Here is a 21,495-nt window from a genome sequence, read left to right on the forward strand (position 1 = left end):
CCGTTTCTCCGTCGCTTACCTGCGGGCCCGGCTGTGGTCGATCCCCAGCCCCCCAGTGTCACACCCCCCCCCCACACCGCGGGGGGGCCCCCCCGGTGCGGGGGGGCGCCCCCTCGGGACAGCTGGGCGGGATCAGACCTGGCCGGCCTTCTCCAGGGCGGTGCAGCAGGTGTCGACGATGAGCCGCGTCACGACGTACGGGTCGACGTTCGCGTTCGGGCGGCGGTCCTCGATGTAGCCCTTGCCGTCCTTCTCGACCTGCCACGGGATGCGGACCGAGGCGCCGCGGTCGGAGACGCCGTAGCTGTACTCGTTCCACGGGGCGGTCTCGTGCAGGCCCGTCAGACGGTCGTCGATGCCGGCGCCGTAGTTCTTGACGTGGTCCATCGGCTTGGAGCCCTCGCCGAGCGACTCGCACGCGGTGATGATCGCGTCGTAGCCCTCGCGCATCGCCTTGGTGGAGAAGTTGGTGTGCGCGCCCGCGCCGTTCCAGTCACCCTTCACCGGCTTCGGGTCCAGCGTCGCGGAGACGCCGAAGTCCTCGGCGGTGCGGTAGAGCAGCCAGCGGGCGACCCACAGCTGGTCCGAGACCTCCAGCGGCGCCAGCGGGCCGACCTGGAACTCCCACTGGCCGGGCATGACCTCGGCGTTGATGCCGGAGATGCCGAGGCCCGCCTTGAGGCAGTTGTCCAGGTGCGCCTCGACGACGTCACGGCCGAAGATCTCGTCCGCGCCGACACCGCAGTAGTAGCCGCCCTGGGCGGCCGGGAAGCCGCCCTCGGGGAAGCCGAGCGGGCGCGCGCCCTTGAAGAAGGTGTACTCCTGCTCGATGCCGAAGATCGACTCCTGCGCGGCGAACCTCTCCGCGACCTCGGCCAGCGCGGCACGCGTGTTGGTCTCGTGCGGCGTCATGTCGATGTTCAGGACCTCGCACATGACGAGGATGTCGTCGCCGCCGCGGATCGGGTCCGGGAAGCTGGCGACGGGCTTGAGTACGCGGTCCGAGGCGTGCCCCTTGGCCTGGTTCGTCGAGGAACCGTCGAAGCCCCAGATCGGCAGCTCGGCGCCCTTGGCGCTGTCGTCGAAGATCTTCGTCTTCGAGCGGAGCTTGGCCGTCGGCTCGGTGCCGTCGATCCAGATGTACTCAGCCTTGAAGCTCACGGGCCACATCCTTCGGGGTGGGTCTTGTTCGCACGTGCGGGTGCTGCGGCGCTGCGGCACTGGGGCGCCGCCGGGGATGCCGCGCAGCCTGTCAACCGGCGATTTCCCGATCATTGCCCGAATGTGAACCCCGTGTTACCTGGGCCGTATGTGCCCGGTCTCACACCGTCCGCTCCGCCGCCGCTGCCCATGCGTGACCGTGTGTGATCGTTCGTGACCGAGGTCGATCGGGCGGTCGCCCGCACGGGCCCCGTGGGTGCCTCGGACCCCTTGGACCGCCCGGGTCCCGCGGGTCCGGGGGTTCCGCGGGTCCCGCGGGGAGGGCCGCCGGAACGACCGCCGGCGACGGCTCGTATGCGATGCGCGCAAAGGGGCGCGGGGCGTGCGGGGACGCGGCGCGGGGCGCCCGGAGGGGGACGGGGGCGTGGGGGAGGGGTGTACGGGACGCGGGAGGGGGCGGGTCGGTGGTGTCCCGGTCGTCCGCCCACGCGAGAGCCCCGCCGTCTCCGATCCCTGGGAATCGGTGACGGCGGGGCTCTCGATCCGTTCAGCCCGTTATCCGACCTTCTCGATGCGGGCCTTGCGGATCAGGAACTTGCCCGGCTCCCGGACCTGCTCGAACGCGGCGTTGTTCAGCAGCGCACAGCTTCCGGAGACCGAGGTGACCTCGACGGTCGTGGACTTGTTGTTGTCCAGGTTGGTCACCTTCAGCTTCGTCCCGGCCGGGAACTGGTTGCTGGACGCGGCCGGTGCGCCGCCCTCGCCGGAGAGCGTGACGGTCGAGCCGACACAGACCTGCTGGCCGGTGGCGGCGCCACCGCCGGCGTTGTTCGCGGGGGCGGACTGCGCCGGAGCCGAGGGGGCGGGAGCGGCCTGCGCCGGAGCGGACTGGGCCGGTGCGGACTGCGGCGGCTGCGGTGCGGTCTGGGAGCCCTGAGCCGATTCCCCGACCGCGCAGTTGGACGCTTCCTGCTGCACCTTGATCTGCGCGATGACAGCCTCGCGGTTGGCGATCCTGGCCTCCGACTGCGCGTCGGGGGCGGCTCGCTGGTCCGCGATGAACTTCTGGTTGTTCCCGATCGCGGTGGCCAGGCCCGCGCACACCTGTGAGGTCTGCGCGTTCTGCACCGACGCCGCGTTCGACGTGGCGGCCAGGGCGAATGCCCCACCGCCGGCCACGGTCACCGCGCTGACGAGCAGAGCGATCTTCTTCTTCGTGCTGAGGGTTCTCCTACGCGACATGCGCGCCTCCAGAGCGGGGGGGGAGGGTTACGCCGCTATGTACGAGATACCGAACGGAGTTGCTCAACGGTTTCGGCAATCACTTAAGTAACCTGGATCACACGGGAGTTGGGCGGAGTGAATGGCACCGGAATGTCGACCACGCACCCGCCGACCGCACTCCGCGTCACCCCGCCGCTCCGTCTCGGTCCGCTCCGGACCGTCGGCTACCGGGACAGGGCGTCGCGCACCGCCTCGTCCGTGCGGCCGACCACGGCCGTGCCGTCCTGGGCGGTGATGATGGGCCGCTGGATGAGTTTCGGGTGCTCGGACAGTGCCTTGATCCATCGGTCCCGTGAACCGGCGTCCCGCGCCCACTCCTTGAGGCCCAGCTCCGCGGCCTCTGCCTCCTGGATCCGGGTGATGTCCCACGGTTCGAGCCCGAGGCGGTCGAGGACGCCGCGGATCTCGTCCTCGTTCGGCACGTCCTCCAGGTAGCGGCGGACGGTGTACTCGGCGCCCTCCGCGTCGAGCAGGCTGATCGCGCCGCGGCACTTCGAACAGGCCGGATTGATCCAGATCTCCATGCCGCACAGGCTACGGGAGACCCATAGGTCTTCCGGGGTCACGGCCCCCTCCAGGACGCTGTGGCCAGCGGCTTTTGTCAGTGCCCGGCGGTAGAATAGAAGCAGTGTTCGAGGGTGTCGCCGGGGGGTCCGGACGGCGCCCTGACCGCGACAGGAGGATGCCTGTGCCCGCTGCCGCACTGAAGCCGCCGCCCACTCAGTCCACATCCACGAGGGCCGTCCCGCTGGATCTGCCGTACGAGCCCGTGCAGAAGCGCCCGCTGCCGCCGGGGCGCCCCCGCGACTGGTACGTCACGCACAACCGCCGGCTCAAGGCGATGCGACTCGCCATCGCCCTGCTCGACTCCGGCGTGTTCGTGCCGGACCAGGCCCGCGACGAGAAGATCCGCAGCACCGCGCGACTCATCGGCGTCCACCCGCCGTCGGACACCACGTGCCACATGGTGCGTGCGCTGATGAGGTACGCGCGCTGAGAGGAAGAGCGCGTTGATCCGGCCGGTGCCGGGTGACCCCGCCCCCGCGGGGTCACCCGGCACCGGCATGCGCGGCGGCCTTCCGGCACGGACGCCGGGACCGGGGACGGTGGCAGGCGTTCGGCACCTCAGGGGCGAGGCTTGTCGGCGGGGGAGACCGGCTCATGGAGCGAGACCGGCCCATGGGACGAGACCGGCCGGGAGACCGCAGCCCGAGACATCGCCGCCCGGGGTCCGGGAGCGCAGAAGCCCTCGACGGTACGCGGTCCGGGTTGCTCAGTCGTCACCGCCGCCGCCGTCACCGCTGCCACGGCGACCGCGTTTGCCGGAGTGGCTCACCGCCTCGCCGGCCGCGAGCGTCACGACCGCCATGACGTGGACCCACCGGGGGACATCACCCCGGGCGTCCCGGAACACGCAGACGCATCCCAGGACGACGAGCAGTAGAACGCCGAGCAGGACGATGACGGCCACGGATCTCCCCTTGATGGTTCGCGCTTCGATCTGCCCGGTAGGACGGGACACCGAGACCAAAAGTTGCAGGGGGAGGCGGGCGATCTTCCCGAGTGCCTCCGGAGAGTGTGGCTCCCTCGGCTCCCTCGTCGGGTCGCCCTTCGCGGCGCCCTCCCTGCCGAGCCGCCGCCGCAGTCCCCGAGTCGCCCCTCGGCGGGGCGCCGCGCGGCCGGAACCGCCGGAGCCCCCGTCCCGGCCTGCGGTCGCCCGTCCCGCTACCGCTCCTGCCGCGTACAGCCGGAGCCGTCGACGCCCAGGTCGAAGCAGGTCCGCGCGTCGGCGGGCCGCTCGACACCGACCATGAGGGTGTAGAGGGAACGACTGGGGACGGACACCTGCCGGGTCTGGCGGCGGCCGTCGGAGGTCTCGACCCATACGCGGTCCGCCGAACGCGGGTTGCGAATGCGCCCCCAGACCGCCTCGCACCTCGGGCTGTGGCGAAGCTCCACCGTCCGGCCCCGCACCGTACGCACCGCGTGCGTGGTCGCATCCGCCCAGCAGTCCGTCCTGCCCTGCTCGGAGTCCTGGTCCGTGCAGGTCTCCCCCCGGCACGGCATCGCGGAGCGCGCGGTGGCCGGCTCAGGAGCGTCGGTGGTGGGCGCCCACACCTGTGCCGCCACACCGAACACGGCGGCCGTCACCGTGGCGGTCGCCACGACGGCGACGACCAGGGCATGGCGCTCCGGCCTGCGGGCCACGCCCGCGGGCTCCGCGCCGCCGCTCGCCCCAGCGCCCTCGTGCCCGGCGCCCTGGCGCCCGACGCTGCTGTGTCCGGTGCCGGCGGGTCCGGTGCCGGCGTGCTCGGTGTTGCCGTGTCCGGTGCCGGCACGGGCCTTCGTGTCGATGCCTGCCGCCGGGTCGGCCCCGCGGCGCGGTTCGGAGCCCGGCGTGGCGTCCGCCCCCGTGTCCGGCCCCGCCGCGGGGCGCCGCGCGTCGCGTCCGCTCCACGCGCTCTCGGCGAGTTGCCACAGCGCCAGCAGCCGGGCGGGGTCGGCGCCGCTCAGCCGCGCGAGGGTCTCCACGGCGTCTCGGGGCGGGCACGCCTTGCCGTTGAGGTAGCGCTCCCAGGACGACTTGCTGTACGCGGTCGAGGCGGCCAGCGCGGCGAAACTCAGCCCGGTGGCCTCCTTGGCCTCCTTCAACCGTTCCACGAGCCGGCGGACTTCCGGGGACGACAGGGGGGCCGCGCCGCCCGGGCGTGAATGTCCGTGCTCAGTCACGCCGTTCCCTGAGCGCCCGCCAGGTCCCGGGGCCGACGACGCCGTCGTCGTCGAGGCCGCGCGAGCGCTGGAAACGCTGGACGGCGGCCTTGGTGTTGGGCCCGAAGGACCCGTCGACACCCTGGGGGTCGAAACCGTGCCGCCGGACCAGGCACTGCACTTCGGCGACCGCCTCGACCGTGGTCCCGGCGCTGTACGGATCGGTCAGGGTCGTGCTGTGCCCGGCGTACATCAGGCCGTCGTGTTCGGTGAAGTGGCAGGGGAAGGTCCGCGCGGAGTACGTCGAGACGGGCACGGCCGACTGTTCCGCCGTCCCGCGCGCCTGCCCGGACGGTTCGCGCCACGGGACCGCCGCCAGCAGCCCCGCTGTGACCAGCAGGGCGAGAGTCGCCGCCGACACCATGGCCACCGCACCACGCCGGCCCGCCCGGCCGGAGGCTTCCGGCCCCACCGCTTCCGGCGTGACATCAGGGTGCTCGCCGTCCACGTCCGCCGGCGTGGGCACCTCGGACGGTTCAGGGGAGAGGAGAGGTCTCTCGGCGGGCCGTCGCCCGAACTCGTCGACGGAAGCGCCCAGTCGAACGGCGGCCGCACGTCCCTCCGCCGGCCCGCGCGAACGCTCCGCTTCCGGTGCTTCCGGTGCCTCCGTGGACGTCGCCACCTCCCACAGCGCGGTCAGCTTCGCCCGGTCGCCCTCACAGACGTCCGCCAGGGCTTCCAACGCCCACAGAGGCGGCAGCGCCCGGCCGTTGAGGCAGCGCTCCCAGGAAGAGCGGCTGTATCCGGTCCTGTTCGCCAAGGCGCTCAGGCTCAACCCGCTGTGATCCTTCGACTGCCGCATCTGCACCACGAGTCGCCTGACGGGCAGCGCCAGCGACTCGGGCAACGGCCTCCAACGCGGCATGCCCATCCCCTTCGCGCGCCCGCACTGTGCGGTGCGCGCGGGGTAAGCGTACGGAAATCCCGCTGCCCGTACACGTGTTCTTCATCTCGGGGTCCGGTGGCCACGGTCCGCGGGGCCGTCCCAAGTCCCGCCACCGTCTCGTCCGGTGTGGCATCACCGCAGCTCAGCGAGGTGTGCGTCCCGGGATGTCCCAACCTTCCGACGGGGCTGGCCCCACGGCGGAGGACGGACCAGCATGGCCGTCGTTCGAACCGGTGGCACGGCCGGCCCGGCTCCGGGTCGAACAGCGACCACTGATCGGTTTCGCGACAACTCCGTTCTCACGCAAGGGAATCGATGTCTTTCTCCGTAACTCGCAGGCATGCCGCACTCCTGCTCGCAGCCGCCGCACTCGTGGGTGGCACGGCGACCGGGGCGGTCGCCGCCGGAACGGGCGCCCAGGCGCTCACCGCCTTCCCGTGCGACGTCACCATGACCTCGAGCGGCATTCTCTCCGCCGGCTACTACAGCGGCAACACGGTCAATCCCTCCACCTCCTCGGTGACCGCCGCGGGTAAGGAGGCCCAGTGCCTCCTCCAGTACCAGGACTACAACCCCGGCACCGTCGACGGCGTCTTCGGCTCCAAGTCCCAGGCGGCGGCGAGGAGTTTCCAGAGCAACGTCAACCGCGTCTGTAAGACCCACCTGGACGTCGACGGAATGATCGGCAAGGAGAGCTGGCCCCACCTGCGCCGCCTCTACTGCTGATCCGCGTGACGTGCGGCTCCCCGGATCCGGGGAGCCGCACGCGCCCGCCGTCCGATCCGACGACTGCCGCGTTCGTCCCCCACCGGGCGCCCCGGTCTCGCCGGCACGCCGCGGCCCGCCCTCCTTCCGGCTCCAGGTTCCGGGGAGGGCGGGCCGCGGTCACGGGGGTGGTGCGTCAGCCGCCGGCGAACCGCTTGAAGGCCGCGCGGGTCTCGGTCCCGGCATCGCCGTCGATCTTGCCGGTGTAGCCGTAGTGCTCCTTGAGGAGCCGCTGGAGTGCCTTGATCGTGTTGGCGCCGGGGTCACCGTCGATGGCGTCGGTGTAGCCCCAGTACCTCTTGAGGTAGCGCTGGAACGCCTCCCAGCTCTCGGTGCCCAGCAGCCCGTCGAGCCTGCCGGTGTAGCCCCAGTCGCTCTTCAGGAACCTCTGGACGTTCACGGCGCCGGCGGTGCTCAGGCCGAAGTTCTGCGTCGCCTGCGCGGCGGCGGGGGCGCCCACCACGGGCTGGGCGGCCGGCGCGGGCGCCGCGTAGCAGGTGCCCGCGGCCGCCAGACTCCCGGCGGCGATGCCGGCGACGGCGGTGAGGCTGACGATGGTCCTGCCCAGGACGTGCGATCGCATGGGGTCCTCTTTCGAATCGTGGGTGAACACCTGGTCCGTCGGACGAACAGGCGACGACTCGAGAGTGCGGGGCGGTCGGTGACGGCCGCCACCGCCTCCGCCCAGGTGACGGCCATCTGGGACACGGCACGCGCTGACCTGCATGAACACCGTTCACCGGGACGCTTCGGCGGGACGGCCGGGGCAGCGGTCGTCCCGCTCGTGCCGTAGGCGACGCAGCGTGGGGCGGTCGATCATGGCCATGACCGCGCCCGGGGGAACGCGCCGCACGGCACCGGCCGCCGAAACGGAACCGCACGCGGAGCGGTCGCCGGAGCGGTCGCGCCGGCTGAAGGAGCATGGCGGGCCGAGCCCGCGACAGCCGGCCGCGCGGCGGGCACGCGGCCGTCGGCGAACCGCGGGGACGGTCTCAGCCCGCCGACAACTCCCGCTCCAGGGGCGTCCGGAAACGAGGGGTGACCCTGGTGCTCCCAACCCACGCCTGCAGACGCCCGGCCTCCGCCGCGATCGCGTCCCGCGCCTCACGGCCGACCCCCGCGGTGTCCAGCAGTCGCCAGACCACCTCGCCGTCGGGCCGCTGTGCCCACCCCCCGACCACCCTGCCGTCCCACCACACCGTCGGCCCGACGTTGCCGCTGCGGTCGAAGAGGGCGGGCCGCAACTCCGGGTCGAGATACCAGTCCCGCTCCTGCCGGCTCATGGGCGTCGGATCGAGGCCGGGCAGCAGGGCGGCCCAGGGCGCCGCCGGCCCGGCGACCGGACCCTCGTCGCCCGCCGCCACGTACCCCGTGACGCCGTCGTCGAGCGAGACGGCCACCGCCCCGATCGCGGCCAGCGTCCGCCGTACGTCGGTGACCTTCCACCCCGTCCACCACTTCAGGTCGGCCTCGGTGGCGGGCCCGCACGCCCGGAGCCAACGGCCGAGCAGCTCGGACCGGGCCTCGGCGGGCGGCAGCGACGGGTGGGGCGGCGCGACGGCCCAGCGGAACTGGCTCGACGTCCAGGAACCGAGCGGGCGTCCGCGTATCACCCGGCCCTCGACACCCAGCACCCGCATCAGCCGGGACGACACGGTCTGCGGACTCTCGTAGCTCTTCCCGGCTCCGTAGACGAACTGCTCCCTCAACCGCGGCTCGTCCTGCGTGAGTTCGTTCACCGTGGCCTGTCCGCGCCGGGCCAGCGCGGCGAGCGCGGACGCCTCGACCTCGGCGAGCCACTCCTCGGTCAGCCGCCCGTCGCTTCCGGTGGCCAGGTCCTTGACCAGCCCGGTCCGGGCCTTCGCGGCGATGTCGAGCCCGGTCGAGGCGTGCACGACGGCGGCCAGCCCGGTGGGGAACACGAACACGGTGTGCCGCATGCCGTGCATCCGTACGAGCGTCCGGTCCTCGTACAGGGCCCGGTCGACCAGCGCCACCGTCTCCCCGGCGTCCGCGAGACGCGCGCCCACCGCCAGGTACACCGTCGCCGGGTCGGTGCCGTGCAGCGCGACCAGGGAATCCGCGACCTCCTCCGCCCCCTGCGCCCGCGCGGAGCCCACGAGCCGCTGCCGCAGCCCGAGCCGGTCCCGTCGTTCCGCCACCCCGATGTGCCGTGCTCTCCCCGTCACGCCGCCTCCGTCCGGTCGCCCCGCCCTCCGAGCCGCCCATCCTCTCGGACTTGGCCCGTCGCCGCGCGGGACTCACCCGTTCGCCGTAGCCGGGCATGCGGCGGCCCTGCCCGCCGCCTTGACTGGGGCCACCGCGAGGAAGCGGATCCGGAGGCCGACTGGACCACGTGGGGAGAGACGATGCAGCAGAGGAACGGCGCACGAGGACCGGTCCGCCTGATCCTGGCCATGGTCGCGGCGACGGCGCTGGCCACCCAGCTGACCGCCTGCTCGGACGACAGCAGTCCCTCCGACACCGCCTCCAAAGCCGCGTCCGCCGCTTCGAAGGCCGCGTCCGCCGTCTCCGAGGCGGGTGACGCCCTCGCCTCCGCGACCGCCGAGGCCGGCCGGAAGTTCGACGAGCTCAAGAACGGGGTGGACGCCAAGGGCGACGTGAAACTCGACGGCACCACGAGCACCGGCTCCGACGGGCACGCCACCGTCAAGCTGACCGCCACCAACCCCACCTCCTCGACGAAGTCCTACGTCGTCCAGATCGACTTCAACGACCAGAGCGGCAACCGCCTCGACACGACCGTCGTGACGGTGGACGACGTCGCCGGGGGCGCCTCCAAGGACGCCACCGCCGACAGCAACCGCGCTCTCACCGGCGACGTCAAGACCGTCGTCGCCCGCGCGGTGAGGTACTGACGGCCGTGCTCCGCAACAGCGTCACGGCCACCTCCGAGGACCGGGCCGCCCGGGGCCGCGCGGCCCGCAAGCGCGTCCGCCGTTCCGCGCACGGCACCTGGATCCCCGCGGCCGACCGCCCCGACCCGGTCGGCCTGCTGCAACGCCAGGGCAGGGACCGGCTTCCGGAACTGCTGCCGATCCGGTACGCGCGGATGACGGCGTCACCGCTCGCGTTCCTGCGCGGGGCCGCCACCGTGATGGCCGCCGACCTGGCCGCCCAGCCGCACACCGGGCTCACCGTCCAGCTGTGCGGCGACGCGCACCTGCTGAACTTCGGCCTGTACGCGCCCCCCGGGCGCTCCCTGATCTTCGGTCTCAACGACTTCGACGAGACCTTCCCCGGCCCCTTCGAGTGGGACGTCAAACGGCTCGCGGCCAGCGTCGCCGTCGCCGCCCGTGAGAACGGGCACAAGGAGGAACACGTCCTCGCCGCGGCCCGGGCCGCGGCCGGGCAGTACCGCGAGTCGATACGACGGCTGGCCCGACAGGGCGAACTGGCCGTCTGGTACCAGCACATCGACGCCGATCTGCTGCTGCCGCTGGTCCGCTCCGGCCGCCGGCGCCGACGGGTCGAGGCGACCCTCACCAGGGCCCGCCGCCGCACCAGCCTCCAAGCGCTCGGCAAACTCACCGAGACCGTCGAAGGACGCCACCGCATCGTCCACGACCCGCCCCTGCTGGAGCCGGCCGGACCCCTCGACACGGCCTCGCTGCGCAAGATCTTCAGCGACTACCGCTCCACGCTCCCCGAGGAACGCCGGCTGCTCCTCGACCGCTACCGGTTCGTCGACGCGGCCCGCAAGACCGTGGGCGTGGGCAGCGTCGGCACCCGCTGCTTCATCGTGCTCCTCGCCGGCCGGGACGCCGACGACCCGCTGTTCCTGCAGATCAAGCAGGCGGGACAGTCCGTTCTCGAAGAACATCTGCCCAACGGCCCGTACGCCCATCCCGGGCGCCGGGTGGTCGCCGGTCAGCGGCTGATGCAGTCCGTCGGGGACGTCTTCCTCGGCTGGACGACCGGTCCCGAGGGACGGTCGTTCTACTGGCGCCAGCTGCACGACATGAAGGGCGCCGCGGACATCGCCGGCATGGCCCCGGGCGAACTGCGCGCCTACGCACGGCTGTGCGGCACCGCCCTGGCCCGCGCCCACGCCCGCTCCGGCGACCGCATCGCGATCGCCGCCTACCTCGGCGGAGCCGACACCTTCGACCGCGCCGTCGCGGACTTCGCGCTGCGCTACGCGGACCGCAACGCCGCGGACCACGCGGCGCTGGGCGCGGCCGTGATCGCGGGCGTGGTCCCCGCGGCCCCGGGCGGGTGACAGCCGCTCGACCAGGATCTCCCCGGTGGCCCGGAGATACGGAGATACGGAGGTACGGAGGTACGGAGGTACGACGGCCCGGTGGCCGGGGCTCGGGGCACGGAGTCCCCGAAGCCGGTGCGGAGCCGTGCGGAGCGTCAGGCTTCGGCGGCCGTGGGCACCTGATCGCCGGGCCCGGTGAGGGCGAGGTCCACGAGCCGCCGCCGGTCCTCGGCGTGGTCGCGGAACCAGAGGCCCAGCATGTGCTCCGCGTCGGGCAGGTCGAAGCGGGTGAGGCGGGCACGGGCGCCGAGCGCGTCCGCGACGGCCTCCGTCACGGCGGGCGGGATGACGGTGTCTGTGCCGGGTACGGCGAGCACCGCCCGGCCCGCGTACGCCCGCAGTACGTCGAGCGCGGGAGCCCGCCGCCAGCTGTCCGGAGTACGGATGATCCGGCTGAAGCGACTCTCCGTCGCCCCCGCCGCCTGTCCGGGACCGGTCTCCCCGGCCCCTTTCCCGGGCTCTCCTCCGGTCCTGTCGTCGAACGGAACCGGCCAGGCCTCGGCCGCGTACACCGCGGGCGCGCACAGGACGAGCGCCGCCACGCGCTCCCCGTAGTGCCGCGCGAGATCGGCCACCGTCTGGCCGCTCATGCTGAACCCGACGAGGATCAGCGGGCCGCCCGGCGCGACCGTCGCGTCGATGACCGACACCGCCTGCTCGAAACGCCGTTGGAGGCTCGACTCGCCCAGTTCACCGGTGCTCCCGCCGTGTCCGGAGAAGTCGAAGGCGAGCCCCGCGAGGCCTCGGGCGGCGAAGTCGTCGAGCAGCGGGAGCAGTCGCTCCTTGCTGCCGGATCCCGCGCCGTGCAGCAGGACGGCGGTGGCCGAGCCGCCCCCGCTCCCGTCCCGGACGCCGCTGCCGACGCAGCTCAGTCGTTCTCCGTCGTGGTCGTGGGTGAAGGGCGAGAGCATCCCCCCATTGACTCATGCCGATCACGCCGGTCAACCGCGAACTCGCGGAACTCCCGTGACAGGAAGGCGCACTTGACGGGAAACCGTCGCTCCGGAGGGACGCGGTCCGGGAGAAAACCGGATGCGTGCCGGTCGGCGAACTCTCTACGCTGGAAGCGCGTTCCGGAGCAGCAGAGCACCGCTTTCCGCCGGACAGGCATCAGTTGGCGGTCTCGGGGCTACTCTCTACGCACCGACGCACGGCCGCCACCCCCAGCGCCCCGCCGGTTCATCCAGAAGCCGTCAAGGCCTTTTCACTCACGCACACAAGGAGTCCCGTCATGGGCACCTTGATCTTCTCCGCGACCGTGATCCTGGTCGTCATGGGATTCTCCAACCACACACTCTGGCTCGCGGCGATCGCCGTCCTCTTCCTGTACGTCCGCTACGGCCGCGCCCAGGGAGGCGCGTTCACCGCGGGGTCCCCGGGCTCCGCGCCGCAGGGCTCCGCCCCGCAGGCCGCCGGCGGATCCGCGGGCCGTCCGGACACCAGCTACCGGGCGTACCGGGACCGTCGTGACCGTCAGGCGAAGTGGGAACGCCGCTACCGGCGCGAACGCCCGCTGGAGTCGCGCCGCCAGGAGCGCGCCAAGTAGTCCCGACGCGCCGGGGCGTCACAGCCCCGGCGCGTCCCAGAGCGGGAACCAGCGCGTCTTGTCCTTCTCGACGCGCAGGTCGTTCTCCAGCAGCGCGGCCACCTGCAGCTCCAGCGCGTTGTCGCGGCTGTGCCGGCCGGGGCGCGGGCACAGCGGATAGAAGGTCCCGCGCTTGTAGAGGTAGACCAGGCCGAGCCGGCGCCCCCCGTCGTCCTCGCTGCCCCCGTCGTCCCGGAAACCCACGACGGAACAGAGCAGCTGGGGCCCGAAGCCGGTGCCCTCCAAGGCGCTGTTGACCGCGTGCAGATCGCTCACCAGCGCTGGCAGGTCGTCGGGGGCGCGGCGGGAGACGAGCCATGAGTAGCCGTACTCGTCCCGGCTGGACTCCACCGGGGGGCCCGTCCGCCCGGAGTCCGCGTCGAGCAGGGCCTGCGCCTCCCGGCGCGCCTCGGCGAAGGCCGCGCCCTCGACGGACGCGAAGCACACCGTGCCCGTGCCGGTCGGGGTGAACCCGGCCGCCGCCTGGAGGGTCACGGCCGCCGAGGGAAGCCCGAAGAGCTGGTCGAGGTCCGGCACCGCGGGCCTGCTGCGGCCGAGCAGGATGTCCAGGAGCCCCATGCGGTCAGCCGGCCTCTCCGGGGGACGGGGCGATCGCTCCCGGTACCGCGGGCTCGCCCAGCTCGACGGAGATGCGGGCCAGTTGTTCGAGCCGCTGCTCCAGGCTCGGGTGGGTGGAGAAGAGGTTGGCGAGGCCCGGCTGGGCACCGAGCGCGGGCGTGAAGTAGAAGGCGTTGAAGGCCTGGGCGGTCCGCAGGTCCTTCGTCGGGATGCGGCCGATGTCCCCGGTCACCTTGGTCAGTGCGGAGGCCAGGGCCGAGGGGCGGCCGGTGAGCAGCGCCGCGGCGCGGTCGGCGGCCAGTTCGCGGTACCGGGAGAGCGCCCTGATGAGCAGGAAGCTGAGGGCGTACACGGCCGCGGACACGGCCATCACCGCCATGAAGATCGCGAGGGTGTTCTGGTCCTTGCGGCCCCGCCCGCCGAACAGCTGCGAGTAGAACGCGAACCGCACGATCAGCCCGGCGAGGACCCCGAGGAACGACGCCACGGTGATCACGGCGACGTCCTTGTGCGCGACGTGCGACAGTTCGTGCGCGAGGACGCCTTCGAGTTCGTCGGGTTCCAGGCGGCGCAGCAGCCCGGTGGTCACGCACAGCACCGCGTGATCGGCGTTGCGACCCGTGGCGAACGCGTTCGGCATGTCGATGTCGGAGACCGCGACCAGCGGCTTGGGCAGGTCGGCCACGGCACACAGCCGGTCGACGACGCCGTGCAGCTGGGGATACTCCTCGCGTTCCACGATCCGTCCGTGCATGGCGTACAGCGCGATCCGGTCCGAGAACCAGTACTGCGCCACGAGCAGCCCGGCCGCGATCACCACGACCAGCACCCACGACTTCAGCAGGACGATCAACGCGGCGACGAAGGCCACGTACAGCAATCCGAGCAGGAACAGCGTGACCGCCATGCGCACGGTCAGGCGTCGATCGCTCCGGAATCGGCTCTGCATCTGACATCACCCCGCAGTCGGGCACTCGTCCCGCTCTCCATTGTGCGCCCGGGCCTCCCCATGAACAGGTGTCGATCGGCCCCACGACGGGCAAAGAACTCCCCCGCGGAGAGTCACCTGCTCACGCGGGGCCGACAGCGCGCACGCCGGAGTCGCGGCGACCGCACCCACCCCCACCGACGACGCACTCTTATGGCGGTTCGCACACCCTCCGCTCGATCACCGACCCAGAGGCTTCGCGACATCGGACTTGTGGGGTTCCATGAAGAACCCGCGAGGACGACGCTCATCGCACCTGGTGTGATCATGCCGTCGGCGACGGGTGGGCGACGGACCCTCAGGCGGTCCGGTGCTGTTCCCGGGCCCGTACCGCGTGGGCGAACCGACCGATCAGCACGGCGTTGAACAGCCCGGCCAGAGCCGTACCGGCGGAGAAGAGCAGGGGGTTCAGCCAGTCGAGGGCCGAGTACTCCGTGGGGATCGTCACCACGAAGGCGAGGATGCCGAACGGGGCGGTCGTGATGAGCGGCCAGATCGCGGCGAACCCCGGATCCCGCAGTACGTAATCGGCGCACAGGAAGATCGCCAACGCCGCCGCGACCAGGGCGAGATACCCGCGCGCGAGCCAGTTGTCCACCGCGGGCGTCAGCAGGGTCCGGAGCCGTCGCCCTCGGCCGCCCAGGGGACGGGCCGCGTCGGTGTCCTCCGGAGCGGAGGGGGCGGGGCTGCGCGGCGCGGGCTCCGTCGCGGCCGGCGCGGACCTCGTGGCCAGCGCGCCGAGCACGGCGGCGTTCAGGAAGACGCACAGAAGGAGCCAGGCGATCCAGAAGCCGGTGGCCGACACCTGCGCCGGCCCGCCGCCCTCGGTGCCCGGACCGAAGGGGAGGAGAATGCCGAGGAAGGAGAGGGGCGCCGTGAGCAGAAAGGGACCCGCGGCGAACGCGCTCTCCGGAAAGAGGACCATGACCAGGACGGACGCGGCGACAACGGCCAGATAGCCCCGGGCGACCTGGTTGCCGGTGGCGAGTTCCAGGATGCGGCGCGGGCGGGAAGTGTTCGGCATCGGCGTTCCTTCGAGTGGTTCCGGGTCTGTGTGCCCAACCCTGGCCCGGCGGGAGCGCCGGGAGATGAGCACAAGTACTCATCTCCGCACGGGAGCAGACGTAGGTAGCGGAGCGACTGCGAGTCGGGGAAACCGCTGGCCCTTCCTCGGCGCGGCCAAGAGAGTCGTGGTCTGGCCCGCCTGGTGAGGGACAAGTTCCGGCGGCTGCGACACGGTGCCGACTTCATCCGGGCCGGGATCGGCTCGCTGTTCACGGCCGCGGTCCTGTCCCTGCTCCTCTGAGGTCCGTCGCCGGCCAGGCTTTGCGGTGCGGGGCCGGAAAAAGGCCGTAGGCCGTGCTCCCCGCGAGGGGGAGCACGGCCTACGACCCACAGACGGCCCGGGGGAGCGGGAGACCCGCTCCGACCCGGGGCGATGTCACACGTCGAAGTACAGCTCGAACTCGTGCGGGTGCGGGCGCAGCTGGAGCGGGGCGATCTCGTTCGTGCGCTTGTAGTCGATCCACGTCTCGATCAGGTCGGACGTGAAGACGTCACCCGCGAGCAGGAACTCGTGGTCGGCCTCGAGGCGGTCGAGGACCGCCGGGAGCGAGGTCGGGACCTGGGCGACGCCCGCGTGCTCCTCGGGAGCCAGCTCGTACAGGTCCTTGTCGATCGGCTCGGCCGGCTCGATCTTGTTCTTCACGCCGTCCAGGCCGGCCATCAGCAGGGCCGCGAACGCCAGGTACGGGTTGCCGGAGGAGTCGGGCGCGCGGAACTCGACGCGCTTGGCCTTCGGGTTGGAGCCGGTGATCGGGATGCGCATGGCCGCGGAGCGGTTGCGCTGCGAGTACACCAGGTTGACCGGGGCCTCGAAGCCGGGGACCAGACGGTGGTACGAGTTCACCGTCGGGTTGGTGAAGGCCAGCAGCGACGGGGCGTGCTTGAGGATGCCGCCGATGTAGTAGCGGGCCATGTCCGACAGGCCCGCGTAACCGGCCTCGTCGTAGAACAGCGGGGAGCCGTTGCTCCACAGCGACTGGTGGACGTGCATGCCCGAGCCGTTGTCGCCGAAGATCGGCTTCGGCATGAAGGTCGCGGTCTTGCCGTTGCGCCAGGCGACGTTCTTCACGATGTACTTGAAGAGCTGGAGGTCGTCGGCCGCGGCGAGCAGCGTGTTGAACTTGTAGTTGATCTCGGCCTGGCCGGCGGTGCCCACCTCGTGGTGCTGGCGCTCGACCTGGAGGCCGGACTTGGCCAGCTCCAGGGAGATCTCCGCACGCAGGTCGGCGAAGTGGTCGACCGGCGGGGTCGGGAAGTAGCCGCCCTTGTAGCGGACCTTGTAGCCGCGGTTGTCCTCGAGCGCACCGGTGTTCCAGGCGCCGGCCTCGGAGTCGATGTGGTAGAAGGACTCGTTCTCGGCCGTCTTGAAGCGCACGCTGTCGAAGACGTAGAACTCCGCCTCGGGACCGAAGTACGCGGTGTCGGCGATACCGGTCGACGCGAGGTAGGCCTCGGCCTTCTTGGCCACGTTGCGCGGGTCACGGGAGTACTGCTCGCCCGTGATCGGGTCGTGGATGAAGAAGTTGATGTTGACCGTCTTGTCGCGGCGGAAGGGGTCGACGCGCGCGGTGGACAGGTCGGCGCGGAGCGCCATGTCGGACTCGTGGATGGCCTGGAAGCCGCGGATGGAGGAGCCGTCGAACGCGAGCTCCTCGGCCGGGTCGAAGGCCTCGGCCGGGATCGTGAAGTGCTGCATCACACCCGGCAGGTCGCAGAAACGGACATCGACGAACTTGACGTCCTCGTCCGCGATGTACTTCTTGGCCTCGTCGGCGTTCTGGAACATCCAGCTCCTCCTACTCCCGCCCACTGTGGACCGGGGTGGTAGTTCGTTCGTGCGGCCAGTGCGGTGGCACACGCTGGAGCCGACCATAGGGATGGGGGATTTCTCCAGCGTGACCCGTTTGTTTCACCCAAGTTAACCGACCCTGTCGCGCCAGGCCCCTCCTGTCCGTATGGCGAAAGGGGCGCAGTACCTTGGACGGGTGGACAACAGGCAAGCAATCGGATCGTGGCTCTCCGGCCCCCGCGCGGCGGCGGAGGAGGCCGGTGTCGACTTCGGATACCGGGGGGAACAGCTCGGTCTCCCGGAGCACGGACCGGGTTCGATCGCCCGCCCCGGACGCCGGCTGGCCGCCGTCGCGGTCGACTGGGGCCTGTGCCTCCTGATCGCATACGGCCTGCTCACCGACGGCTACGACGCGGCGACGGGCAACTGGGCCCTGCTCGTCTTCTTCGTCCTCGGTCTGCTGACGGTCGGTACGGTCGGATCCACTCCGGGTAAGCGGCTCCTCGGCCTGCGGATCGTCCCCGAGGGCGGCGGCCGGCTGAACCCGCTGCGCACCCTGGTGCGCACCGCGCTGCTGTGCGTGGCCGTCCCGGCGCTGATCTGGGACCGCGACGGCCGCGGCCTCCACGACCGCCTGGCCCGCACGATCGAAGTCCGCATCTGACCCACACGGGTCCCCGCCGAACGAGCGCCCCACCCCCGCCAGGCCGACCCCGGACCCCCGGCCCGCCGGACCCCCGGCCCCAGGCGACCCTCGGGGCCGCAGGGGAGCAGTACCGGCCCGTTGAGGCGAGGCCGCTCCGCTGTTCCGTCCCGGCGAAGGGACGATTCGTCACCGGAGGTGACCTGCGCCGGTGCGGGGGCAACCCCGCGGGCGCCCCGCCCCGGCGAAGCCGAGGGAGCGAGCGGCCATGCCGAAGGCGAGCCGCGGCGCCCGGCAGGGGCGGCCCGCCGGGTCGAAGGCGGTCGGCCGCGCCGAGGCGCACGGCTCGTGGCGGCCATGGGCGGAGGCCCGGCACGGGCTCGTCGCGGCCCGCGGGCGAAGGCCAAAGACGTGGGGCGGGCCGGAGATCTCCGGCCCGCCCCACGTCGTGCAACTGGTCAAGCCAGCGCGAGCGTCATCGCTTCGGGCCGCCCCGAGGCATCCGCATCCCCTTGGGCATCGGCCCCTTCGGCAGCGGCATGTTGCTCATCAGGTCGCCCATCGCGCGCAGCCGGTCGTTGGTCGCGGTGACCTGAGGGCCGGCGAGCACGCGCGGCAGCTTCAGCATCGTCGTGCGGACCTTCTTCAGCTCCACCTGGCCCTCGCCGGTGCCGACGAGAATGTCGTGCACCGGGACGTCCGCGACGATCCGCGCCATCTTCTTCTTCTCGGCGGCCAGCAGGGTCTTCACCCGGTTCGGGTTGCCCTCGGCCACCAGCACGATGCCGGCCTTGCCGACCGCGCGGTGCACCACGTCCTGGCTGCGGTTCATCGCCACCGCCGGGGTCGTGGTCCAGCCTCGGCCGATGTTGTCGAGCACCGCCGCGGCCGCGCCGGGCTGACCCTCCATCTGGCCGAAGGCGGCCCGCTCGGCCCTGCGTCCGAAGACGATCGCCGTCGCGAGGAAGGCGAGCAGAAGCCCGAGAATCCCGAGATAGATCGTGAGGCCGGTCAAGTAGCCGATCGCGAGGAAGACACCGAGGGTGAGAATTCCGACAGCCGCGAGTACAAGACCGATCTTTGGATCGGCCTTGCGGGTCATTTTGTACGTCAGAGCGATCTGCTTGAGTCGCCCGGGGTTCGCAGCGTCCGCTGCGGGTTCCTTCCTCGCCATGCCCACGAGTCTACGTGGCCCGGGAAGCGCGGACGACGGCAGTACGGCGTGATCTGGGACGCGCTGCCGGGGGGCCGGTGGTTCAGGAGCGGGTCGGGACGGATTCCAGCACGAGCTGCGCCTCGACCCGGTCCTTGGCGCGACGGCGGTCCTCCAGGACGGAGGTCCAGGCGTTGCGGCGAGCGGTGCGCTGCCCGCTGCTCATGAGCAAAGACTCGACGGCACGGAGTGCATCGGTGAACGACGGAATCGCGGTGGCGCGTACGGGCGCGGCCTGCATGATGAGGATCCCCCCTCGGGATCGGCGGCTCTGACGGAGTGGTGGGTGACGTGCAACCAGGGTCACTGATTGGTGTTACCAGTGCGTGACCGACCGGTCAAACACCAATGAAGCCTTGATACCGCGGGTCCTGCCCTTGACGCGCTTCTGACGGCGCGTTCAGCTGCACGGATGGCGCGAGGGGTGTGAACGGCCTGTTGTGAAGACGAGTCGCTTGTGCCCCGATTCACACGAAAGCGGTGGCACCGGGTGCCACCGCTTTCCGTTCGCAACGTGCGCCGTTCGGCGTATCCGACCGGTCGGGCCGATCAGACCGCCTGGGAGGCGACGTACGCCCCCCGCTTCTCCACGGCCATCTGGTAGAGCCGCCCGGCCCGGTACGAGGAGCGGACCAGCGGGCCCGACATGACGCCGGAGAAGCCGATCTCCTCGGCCTCCTCCTTCAGCTCCACGAACTCGTGCGGCTTGACCCAGCGCTCCACGGGGTGGTGGCGCACGGAGGGGCGCAGGTACTGCGTGATCGTGATGAGCTCGCAACCCGCGTCGTGCAGCTGCTGGAGCGCCTCGCTGACCTCCTCGCGGGTCTCGCCCATGCCGAGGATCAGGTTCGACTTCGTGACCAGACCGTAGTCGCGGGCCTCGGTGATGACCTTGAGCGAGCGCTCGTAGCGGAAGCCGGGGCGGATGCGCTTGAAGATCCGCGGGACGGTCTCGACGTTGTGCGCGAAGACCTCGGGGCGCGAGGAGAACACCTCGGCGAGCTGCTCGGGCTCGGCGTTGAAGTCCGGGGCGAGCAGTTCGACCTTGGTGCGGCCGGCCTCGCGGCCCGCCGTCTGGGCGTGGATCTGGCGGACCGTCTCGGCGTACAGCCAGGCGCCGCCGTCCTCCAGGTCGTCGCGGGCGACGCCGGTGATGGTGGCGTAGTTCAGGTCCATCGTGACGACGGACTCACCGACACGGCGCGGCTCGTCACGGTCCAGCGCCTCGGGCTTGCCGGTGTCGATCTGGCAGAAGTCGCAGCGCCGCGTGCACTGGTCACCGCCGATGAGGAAGGTGGCCTCGCGGTCTTCCCAGCACTCGTAGATGTTCGGACAGCCCGCCTCCTGGCAGACCGTGTGCAGTCCCTCGCTCTTCACGAGACTCTGCATCTTCGTGTACTCGGGACCCATTTTCGCCCGGGTCTTGATCCACTCGGGCTTGCGCTCGATGGGGGTCTGAGCGTTCCGGACCTCCAGGCGCAGCATCTTGCGTCCGTCGGGTGCGACTGCGGACACATCGGCTCCCTGTAACTTCGATTCTTCGGCGTACACCAGAGTACGCCCGTACGGTACTCGGTCCCCGATGTGGGCAACCTTCGGGAGCGGGGGTGCATTCCCGTGGGCCGCCGATCGGGGGGAGCGGGTCCTACGCCGGCGCGCGTTCCACGACCCGCGGCTTCAGGTCCGCGTTCGCGAGGATGTCCCCGAGGTGCTTCTCGGCCACCGGGAGGACCTCGGCGATGGTTACGTCACGGCCCAGCTCGCCCGCGATGGAGGCGACCCCCGCGTCGCGGATGCCGCAGGGGATGATCCGGTCGAACCAGGCGTTGTCCGGGTTCACGTTCAGCGCGAAGCCGTGCATGGTGACGCCCTTGGCGACGCGGATGCCGATCGCGGCGATCTTGCGGTCCTCGCGGCGCTGGCCCGCGTTGGACGGGGCGTACTCCGGGCCGTCGAGCCGCGGGTCGAACTCCTCGTCCGTCAGCCGCGGGTCGAAGTCGAGGGAGAGGCCGCCCAGCGCGGACCGCTGTTCGGCGGGGTCCTTGGCGTCCCCGAGGATCCAGACACCGCTGCGGCCCTCGACACGGCTCGTCGTCAGGCCGAAGTCCGCACACGTACGGATAAGAGCCTCTTCCAGGCGGCGTACGTGTGCTACGACGTCCACCGGACGCGGGAGCTTCTGGATGGGGTAGCCGACCAGCTGGCCCGGGCCGTGCCAGGTGATCTTGCCGCCGCGGTCCACGTCGATCACGGGCGTGCCGTCCAGGGGCCGCTCGCTGTCCGCCGTGCGCCGGCCCGCGGTGTAGACCGGCGGGTGCTCGAGGAGCAGGCAGGTGTCGGGGACCTCGTCCAGGAACCGGGCCGCGTGCACGCGACGTTGCTCGTCCCACGCCTCCTGGTACTCGACGGCCTCGGCGCCGAATCCCATGCGGACGAACTGCAGCTCACTCACGGCAAGCGCCTCCCTGGAAGTACCTCGGGCA

General features: G+C 71.7%; 23 protein-coding genes. 6 read left to right on the plus strand and 17 right to left on the minus strand.

What is annotated here, in order from left to right:
- Positions 1-132: 132 nt before the first annotated feature.
- The 3 genes from glnII to ACFYW7_RS04075 all read right to left on the minus strand — a co-directional run bounded on the left by glnII (position 133) and on the right by ACFYW7_RS04075 (position 2,969).
- Complete coding sequence (gene glnII / locus ACFYW7_RS04065) at positions 133-1,161, minus strand: glutamine synthetase (protein ID WP_389497548.1); 1,029 nt, start codon at positions 1,159-1,161, stop codon at positions 133-135.
- A gap of 555 nt (positions 1,162-1,716) precedes the next feature.
- The gene (locus ACFYW7_RS04070; protein WP_389497550.1) at positions 1,717-2,403 is read right to left on the minus strand and encodes a hypothetical protein; all 687 of its coding nucleotides are present in this window, start codon (positions 2,401-2,403) and stop codon (positions 1,717-1,719) included.
- A gap of 206 nt (positions 2,404-2,609) precedes the next feature.
- Positions 2,610-2,969: an arsenate reductase family protein gene (locus ACFYW7_RS04075; protein ID WP_389497552.1), complete on the minus strand. Its 360-nt coding sequence runs from the start codon at positions 2,967-2,969 to the stop codon at positions 2,610-2,612.
- A gap of 164 nt (positions 2,970-3,133) precedes the next feature.
- Between ACFYW7_RS04075 and ACFYW7_RS04080 the strand changes: the two genes are divergently transcribed.
- Entirely contained in the window at positions 3,134-3,442 is a 309-nt protein-coding gene (locus tag ACFYW7_RS04080) for a hypothetical protein (RefSeq protein ID WP_389497554.1), read from the plus strand.
- A 276-nt stretch (positions 3,443-3,718) separates the two neighbouring features.
- On the opposite strand, the gene ACFYW7_RS04085 is transcribed toward ACFYW7_RS04080, so the two are convergent.
- The 3 genes from ACFYW7_RS04085 to ACFYW7_RS04095 form a co-directional block, all read right to left on the minus strand.
- Positions 3,719-3,916, minus strand: a complete 198-nt coding sequence (locus ACFYW7_RS04085; RefSeq protein WP_389497556.1) for a hypothetical protein — start codon at positions 3,914-3,916, stop codon at positions 3,719-3,721.
- A 254-nt stretch (positions 3,917-4,170) separates the two neighbouring features.
- Positions 4,171-5,106, minus strand: coding sequence for a DUF2690 domain-containing protein (locus tag ACFYW7_RS04090; RefSeq protein WP_389497559.1), 936 nt, complete (start codon positions 5,104-5,106; stop codon positions 4,171-4,173).
- A gap of 61 nt (positions 5,107-5,167) precedes the next feature.
- Positions 5,168-6,079 carry a peptidoglycan-binding protein gene (locus ACFYW7_RS04095; protein WP_389497562.1) on the minus strand — a complete coding sequence of 304 codons (912 nt, stop codon included), beginning with the start codon at positions 6,077-6,079 and terminating at the stop codon, positions 5,168-5,170.
- A gap of 336 nt (positions 6,080-6,415) precedes the next feature.
- Between ACFYW7_RS04095 and ACFYW7_RS04100 the strand changes: the two genes are divergently transcribed.
- Complete coding sequence (locus tag ACFYW7_RS04100; RefSeq protein WP_389497565.1) at positions 6,416-6,826, plus strand: peptidoglycan-binding protein; 411 nt, start codon at positions 6,416-6,418, stop codon at positions 6,824-6,826.
- A 175-nt stretch (positions 6,827-7,001) separates the two neighbouring features.
- On the opposite strand, the gene ACFYW7_RS04105 is transcribed toward ACFYW7_RS04100, so the two are convergent.
- Together ACFYW7_RS04105 and ACFYW7_RS04110 are read right to left on the minus strand one after the other, a co-directional pair.
- Positions 7,002-7,448 carry a peptidoglycan-binding protein gene (locus ACFYW7_RS04105; protein ID WP_389497567.1) on the minus strand — a complete coding sequence of 149 codons (447 nt, stop codon included), beginning with the start codon at positions 7,446-7,448 and terminating at the stop codon, positions 7,002-7,004.
- Positions 7,449-7,857: 409 nt separating this feature from the next.
- Complete coding sequence (locus ACFYW7_RS04110) at positions 7,858-9,054, minus strand: winged helix DNA-binding domain-containing protein (protein WP_389497569.1); 1,197 nt, start codon at positions 9,052-9,054, stop codon at positions 7,858-7,860.
- A gap of 180 nt (positions 9,055-9,234) precedes the next feature.
- On the opposite strand from ACFYW7_RS04110, the gene ACFYW7_RS04115 reads away from it, so the two are divergent.
- Positions 9,235-9,744 carry a hypothetical protein gene (locus tag ACFYW7_RS04115; RefSeq protein WP_389497571.1) on the plus strand — a complete coding sequence of 170 codons (510 nt, stop codon included), beginning with the start codon at positions 9,235-9,237 and terminating at the stop codon, positions 9,742-9,744.
- Positions 9,745-9,749: 5 nt separating this feature from the next.
- A complete protein-coding gene (locus ACFYW7_RS04120; RefSeq protein ID WP_389497573.1) occupies positions 9,750-11,108 on the plus strand; it encodes a DUF2252 domain-containing protein in 1,359 nt (452 codons plus the stop codon).
- 137 nt (positions 11,109-11,245) lie between these two features.
- Here the strand turns inward: ACFYW7_RS04120 and ACFYW7_RS04125 are convergent, their stop codons facing one another.
- On the minus strand, positions 11,246-12,061 hold the full coding sequence (locus ACFYW7_RS04125) for an alpha/beta hydrolase (protein ID WP_389497576.1): 816 nt from the start codon (positions 12,059-12,061) through the stop codon (positions 11,246-11,248).
- A 320-nt stretch (positions 12,062-12,381) separates the two neighbouring features.
- Between ACFYW7_RS04125 and ACFYW7_RS04130 the strand changes: the two genes are divergently transcribed.
- Complete coding sequence (locus ACFYW7_RS04130) at positions 12,382-12,696, plus strand: hypothetical protein (RefSeq protein WP_389497578.1); 315 nt, start codon at positions 12,382-12,384, stop codon at positions 12,694-12,696.
- Between the two features lie 18 nt (positions 12,697-12,714).
- On the opposite strand, the gene ACFYW7_RS04135 is transcribed toward ACFYW7_RS04130, so the two are convergent.
- From ACFYW7_RS04135 to glnA, 4 genes are all read right to left on the minus strand, one after another.
- Positions 12,715-13,314 (minus strand): hypothetical protein, encoded by a 600-nt coding sequence (locus ACFYW7_RS04135; protein WP_389497580.1) that lies wholly within the window; start codon positions 13,312-13,314, stop codon positions 12,715-12,717.
- 4 nt (positions 13,315-13,318) lie between these two features.
- The gene (gene htpX, locus ACFYW7_RS04140) at positions 13,319-14,263 is read right to left on the minus strand and encodes a zinc metalloprotease HtpX (RefSeq protein WP_389497582.1); all 945 of its coding nucleotides are present in this window, start codon (positions 14,261-14,263) and stop codon (positions 13,319-13,321) included.
- 337 nt (positions 14,264-14,600) lie between these two features.
- A complete protein-coding gene (locus tag ACFYW7_RS04145; protein ID WP_389497584.1) occupies positions 14,601-15,326 on the minus strand; it encodes an SCO4225 family membrane protein in 726 nt (241 codons plus the stop codon).
- A 417-nt stretch (positions 15,327-15,743) separates the two neighbouring features.
- Positions 15,744-17,153 carry a type I glutamate--ammonia ligase gene (gene glnA, locus ACFYW7_RS04150; RefSeq protein ID WP_389497586.1) on the minus strand — a complete coding sequence of 470 codons (1,410 nt, stop codon included), beginning with the start codon at positions 17,151-17,153 and terminating at the stop codon, positions 15,744-15,746.
- Positions 17,154-17,352: 199 nt separating this feature from the next.
- Between glnA and ACFYW7_RS04155 the strand changes: the two genes are divergently transcribed.
- Complete coding sequence (locus ACFYW7_RS04155) at positions 17,353-17,820, plus strand: RDD family protein (protein WP_389497588.1); 468 nt, start codon at positions 17,353-17,355, stop codon at positions 17,818-17,820.
- Positions 17,821-18,274: 454 nt separating this feature from the next.
- On the opposite strand, the gene ACFYW7_RS04160 is transcribed toward ACFYW7_RS04155, so the two are convergent.
- From ACFYW7_RS04160 to lipB, 4 genes are all read right to left on the minus strand, one after another.
- The gene (locus ACFYW7_RS04160) at positions 18,275-18,973 is read right to left on the minus strand and encodes a DUF4191 domain-containing protein (RefSeq protein WP_389497590.1); all 699 of its coding nucleotides are present in this window, start codon (positions 18,971-18,973) and stop codon (positions 18,275-18,277) included.
- Positions 18,974-19,055: 82 nt separating this feature from the next.
- A complete protein-coding gene (locus tag ACFYW7_RS04165) occupies positions 19,056-19,253 on the minus strand; it encodes a hypothetical protein (protein WP_389497592.1) in 198 nt (65 codons plus the stop codon).
- Between the two features lie 308 nt (positions 19,254-19,561).
- Positions 19,562-20,527 (minus strand): lipoyl synthase, encoded by a 966-nt coding sequence (gene lipA, locus ACFYW7_RS04170; protein ID WP_389497594.1) that lies wholly within the window; start codon positions 20,525-20,527, stop codon positions 19,562-19,564.
- Positions 20,528-20,657: 130 nt separating this feature from the next.
- Complete coding sequence (gene lipB, locus ACFYW7_RS04175) at positions 20,658-21,464, minus strand: lipoyl(octanoyl) transferase LipB (protein ID WP_389497597.1); 807 nt, start codon at positions 21,462-21,464, stop codon at positions 20,658-20,660.
- Between the last annotated feature and the right edge of the window lie 31 nt (positions 21,465-21,495).

Source organism: Streptomyces sp. NPDC002580 (assembly GCF_042889485.1).
Classification (GTDB): domain Bacteria; phylum Actinomycetota; class Actinomycetes; order Streptomycetales; family Streptomycetaceae; genus Streptomyces.

Excerpts from the sequence above, each read along its gene's own strand:
- ACFYW7_RS04135 (WP_389497580.1), bottom strand. The coding sequence starts at position 13,314 with ATGGGGCTCCTGGACATCCTGCTCGGCCGCAGCAGGCCCGCGGTGCCG.
- ACFYW7_RS04100 (WP_389497565.1), top strand. The coding sequence starts at position 6,416 with ATGTCTTTCTCCGTAACTCGCAGGCATGCCGCACTCCTGCTCGCAGCC.
- ACFYW7_RS04125 (WP_389497576.1), bottom strand. The coding sequence starts at position 12,061 with ATGCTCTCGCCCTTCACCCACGACCACGACGGAGAACGACTGAGCTGC.
- ACFYW7_RS04070 (WP_389497550.1), bottom strand. The coding sequence starts at position 2,403 with ATGTCGCGTAGGAGAACCCTCAGCACGAAGAAGAAGATCGCTCTGCTC.
- ACFYW7_RS04095 (WP_389497562.1), bottom strand. The coding sequence starts at position 6,079 with ATGCCGCGTTGGAGGCCGTTGCCCGAGTCGCTGGCGCTGCCCGTCAGG.
- ACFYW7_RS04165 (WP_389497592.1), bottom strand. The coding sequence starts at position 19,253 with ATGCAGGCCGCGCCCGTACGCGCCACCGCGATTCCGTCGTTCACCGAT.
- htpX (WP_389497582.1), bottom strand. The coding sequence starts at position 14,263 with ATGCAGAGCCGATTCCGGAGCGATCGACGCCTGACCGTGCGCATGGCG.
- ACFYW7_RS04105 (WP_389497567.1), bottom strand. The coding sequence starts at position 7,448 with ATGCGATCGCACGTCCTGGGCAGGACCATCGTCAGCCTCACCGCCGTC.
- ACFYW7_RS04145 (WP_389497584.1), bottom strand. The coding sequence starts at position 15,326 with ATGCCGAACACTTCCCGCCCGCGCCGCATCCTGGAACTCGCCACCGGC.
- ACFYW7_RS04115 (WP_389497571.1), top strand. The coding sequence starts at position 9,235 with ATGCAGCAGAGGAACGGCGCACGAGGACCGGTCCGCCTGATCCTGGCC.
- glnA (WP_389497586.1), bottom strand. The coding sequence starts at position 17,153 with ATGTTCCAGAACGCCGACGAGGCCAAGAAGTACATCGCGGACGAGGAC.
- ACFYW7_RS04130 (WP_389497578.1), top strand. The coding sequence starts at position 12,382 with ATGGGCACCTTGATCTTCTCCGCGACCGTGATCCTGGTCGTCATGGGA.
- ACFYW7_RS04160 (WP_389497590.1), bottom strand. The coding sequence starts at position 18,973 with ATGGCGAGGAAGGAACCCGCAGCGGACGCTGCGAACCCCGGGCGACTC.
- ACFYW7_RS04075 (WP_389497552.1), bottom strand. The coding sequence starts at position 2,969 with ATGGAGATCTGGATCAATCCGGCCTGTTCGAAGTGCCGCGGCGCGATC.